Consider the following 3,625-nt stretch of genomic DNA (forward strand, 5'->3'; position numbering starts at 1 on the left):
GTCGAGCGGCGATTGAAGGCAAAACCGCCGCTGGGAGTGACGCCGTTGCCGGTGTCGTTGAGCAATCCGCCCTCGAGCCAGAAACTGGCCGCTGCACCACCCCCGAGATCCTCCGTCCCACGCAAGCCCAGGCGGCTGCTGGCGTAGCCGCCACTGTTCTGTCCTGTGCTGCTGGTCGTGACGCCGACGCCAAGCGGCGTCTCGGCCTTGTTCGAATAACTGCTGACCGTGGCGTCGATGACGCCGAACAGCGTGACGGAGGACTGAGCGGAAGCACCGCCGCCAGTGAGGACGGCGAAGGCAATCAGGGTTCTTTTCATTGGAGTCTCTTTGTTAATCGCCGCGCGTCGCTCAGGCCACCAGCACGGTGGAGCCGATCGTCTTTCGTCCTTCGAGGGCGCGATGCGCTTCGGCCGCATCGGCCAAGTCAAAGCTCTGCCTCGGCTCGCTGACGATCCGCCCGGCGAGCACGTGGTCGAACAGCTCCCGCGCCATGTCGAGCATGTGCTCGCGCGGCTCGATGTAGTGCCTCATCGCCGGGCGCGTGAACCAGATGGAACCCTTGGTCGCCAGCAGTCCCGTGTTGAAGATGACCGGGCCCGATGAAGTGCCGTTGCTGACCATCGTTCCGCGCTGCTGAAGGCTGTCGAGCGAGGCTTCCAGCGTGTCCTTGCCGACCGAGTCGTACACCACCGGCACGCCCTTGCCGTCGGTGATCTCGCGCACGCGCTGGGCGATGTTCTCGCGCGAAGTCACGATGGCGTGCGTGCAGCCGTGGGCCTTGGCGATGGCGGCCTTCTCGTCGGTGCTGACGGTGCCGATCATCGTCACGCCCAGCGCGCGCGCCCATTGGCAGGCGATCAGGCCGACGCCGCCGGCGGCCGCGTGATAGAGGATCGTCTCGCCGCCCTTCAGCGGAAAGACCTGGCGGAACAGGTACTGCGCCGTCATGCCCTTCATGATGAGCGAGGCGGCGGTGCGGTCCGGGATACCGTCGGGCAAGGGGATCAGCACCTTGGCAGGCATCACGCGTGCCTGCGAGTAGGCCCCCGGCGGGCCCACCAGATAGCCCACCCGGTCGCCCACGCGGACGTCGGTCACGCCGGGCCCCACGGCCTCGACCACGCCCACCGCATCGGTGCCGAGGCCACTGGGCAGCGCCTGCGGATAGAAGCCGGTCCGGAAGTAGATGTCGGCAAAGTTGACAGCGATGAAGCTGTGGCGAACGCGTGCCTCGCCGGCTCCGGGTTCGCCGACTTCGACATCCTCGAATTTCAGGACATCGGCGGCCCCGGTTTCATAGAAGCGGATGGCCTTGGTCATGGTGCGTCTCCTGGTGAATGCATGTGGAGATGCGATTCTTGCGGGACGGTCACCAAACCGGAAGCGCGACGTCCGTTATGGCCCATTTCGACAAGTCGATGTCCCCGGCAAGCAAGTGTCGATCGGCGGTGCGTCGGATACTGATGGCGTCGGCAACCCACTGTCCGACACGAGGATGAACTGGAGACAAAAATGAAACTGAAACGAGCTGCGCGCCCTGCCCTGGTGCTGATCGGATGGTCGCTGGCGCTCGGCGCCTGGGCCTTTGGCGACAAGCCCTTGAAGGTGATCGTTCCGGCGCCGGCGGGCGGAACAACGGACATCGCCGCCCGGGTGGTCGGGCAACAGATGTCCGTGGACATCGGCCGACCGGTGATCATCGAAAACCGGCCCGGTGCAAGCGGGTCGATCGGACTCCAAGCCATGCTGCAGGCCGCCCCCGATGGCGACACGATCGTCGTGGGGCCGAACAACTTGCTGGTGGAATCGCCGCAGGTGATGAAGGTACCGTACGACCCGCTGAAAGACATCGTCAGCATCGCCAGGGTGGCCAAGACGAGCTATGTGCTCGTGACGGGTGCAAGCTACCCGGCCAAGGACTTCCAGGGTCTTCTTGCCCATTTGAAGTCGCGCAAAGGCAAATCCAGCTTTGCCAACTACGGCAATGGCACGACCTCGCATTACTCGGGACTGATCTTCAGCGATCAGGCTGACCTGGGCATGCAGAACGTGGGCTATCCCGGATCGCCGCCCGCGCTTCAAGACGTGATCGGCGGCCAGGTCGACATGATGTTCGATGGCATGGCGACTTCCTTGCCGCTGATCAAGGGCGGCAAGCTGCGCGTCTATGCCGTTTCCGGGAAAAGCCGATCCGGGTACTTCCCTGACGTGCCGACCATGACCGAGCTCGGCTTTCCGGAGATCCAGTTCCAGGGACAGATCCGCTTCTACGGCTCCAGCAAACTGCCGGCCGACGTTCTGGCGAAGCTTCAGGCGATCGTCAAGAAGGCAGCGGATGCCCCTGCGGTGCAGAAGAAGCTGTTCGACGTGGGCCTGGAGCCTGACGTCAGCGTCGACACGCCCGCGATGCTCGCTGAAGACAAGGCGCTGTACCAACGCAACGCTGCCATCGTCAAGAAGTTCAACATCCAGCTGAACTGACGCGTCCAGAACCGGAGACCAAGATGAAACTGAAACAACTGGCACGCGCTGCCATGGCGTCGATCGGCTGTTCGCTGGCGCTGTGCGCCTGGGCGTTCGGCGACAAGCCCTTGAAGGTGATCGTGCCCGCACCGCCGGGCGGAACGATGGACGTCGCCGCCCGTGTGGTCGGGCAACAGATGTCCATCGACATGGGCCGACCCGTGATCGTTGAAAACCGCGCCGGCGCCACGGGGTCGATCGGACTCAGCACCATGTTGAAGGCCGAACCCGATGGCAACACCATCGCGATGGGGGCGATCAACTTGCTGGTCGAAGCGCCGCTCGTGATGAAAGTCCCGTACGACCCGCTGAAGGACATCGTGACCATCGCCAGGGTGGCCCAGACGAGCCGTGTGCTGGTGACCGCTGCAAGCTACCCGGCCAAGGACTTCCAGGGTCTTGTTGCCCAATTGAAGACGCGCAAGGGCCAGACCAGTTTCGCCAGCTTCGGTACTGGCACCTCGTCGCACTACGCGGGACTGATCTTCAGTGATCAGGCTGGATTGGGCATGCAGCACGTGGGCTACCCCGGCTCGCCGCCCGCGCTGCAGGACTTGCTGGGCGGCCAGGTCGACATCATGTTCGACAGCTTGCTGACTTCCCTGCCGTTGATCAAGGGCGGCAAGCTTCGCCCCTATGCCGTTGCCGGCAAGAGCCGTTCCCGGTACTTCCCCGACGTGCCGACCATGGCCGAACTCGGCTATCCGGACATCCAGTTCCCGGGACAGGTCAGCTTCTTTGGCTCCAGCAAGCTGCCGCCCGAGGTCCTGGTGAAGCTTCAGGCGGCCGTCAAGAAGGCAGCGGACGCGCCCGCGGTGCAGCAAAAGCTGATCGACCTGGGGCTGGAGCCTGATGTGAGCGTCGACACACCCGCGATGCTCGCCGAAACCAAGTCTCTGTTCCAGCGCAACGCCGCCATCGTCAAGAAATTCGACATCCAGCCGAACTGACCAGCATCACGCAACCTACGGGAGACCGAGCCATGAAGATCAGTCAAATCACGCCCGCCATCGGCGCTCAAGTCACGGACGTCCACCTCGGCGAGGCATCGCGCGACCCTGAACGCTTCGCGCAGATCAAGTCCGCGCTGCTGAAGCAC

The 3,625-nt window shown here is 63.9% G+C and carries 4 protein-coding genes; 2 read left to right on the top strand and 2 right to left on the bottom strand.

The window, feature by feature from the left end:
* Both AC1D2K_RS31935 and AC1D2K_RS31940 read right to left on the bottom strand, forming a co-directional pair.
* The coding region (locus AC1D2K_RS31935) for a porin (protein WP_478094105.1) at window positions 1-320 on the bottom strand (320 nt) is incomplete at its 3' end.
* A gap of 31 nt (window positions 321-351) precedes the next feature.
* A complete protein-coding gene (locus tag AC1D2K_RS31940) occupies window positions 352-1,323 on the bottom strand; it encodes a quinone oxidoreductase family protein (protein ID WP_478094107.1) in 972 nt (323 codons plus the stop codon).
* A 285-nt stretch (window positions 1,324-1,608) separates the two neighbouring features.
* On the opposite strand from AC1D2K_RS31940, the gene AC1D2K_RS31945 reads away from it, so the two are divergent.
* Together AC1D2K_RS31945 and AC1D2K_RS31950 are read left to right on the top strand one after the other, a co-directional pair.
* A complete protein-coding gene (locus AC1D2K_RS31945) occupies window positions 1,609-2,484 on the top strand; it encodes a Bug family tripartite tricarboxylate transporter substrate binding protein (RefSeq protein WP_478094110.1) in 876 nt (291 codons plus the stop codon).
* Window positions 2,485-2,507: 23 nt separating this feature from the next.
* Window positions 2,508-3,476, top strand: a complete 969-nt coding sequence (locus AC1D2K_RS31950) for a Bug family tripartite tricarboxylate transporter substrate binding protein (RefSeq protein ID WP_478094109.1) — start codon at window positions 2,508-2,510, stop codon at window positions 3,474-3,476.
* The last annotated feature ends 149 nt before the right edge of the window (window positions 3,477-3,625 follow it).

The sequence above is a fragment of the Variovorax sp. P1_H12_2 genome (genome assembly GCF_056405335.1).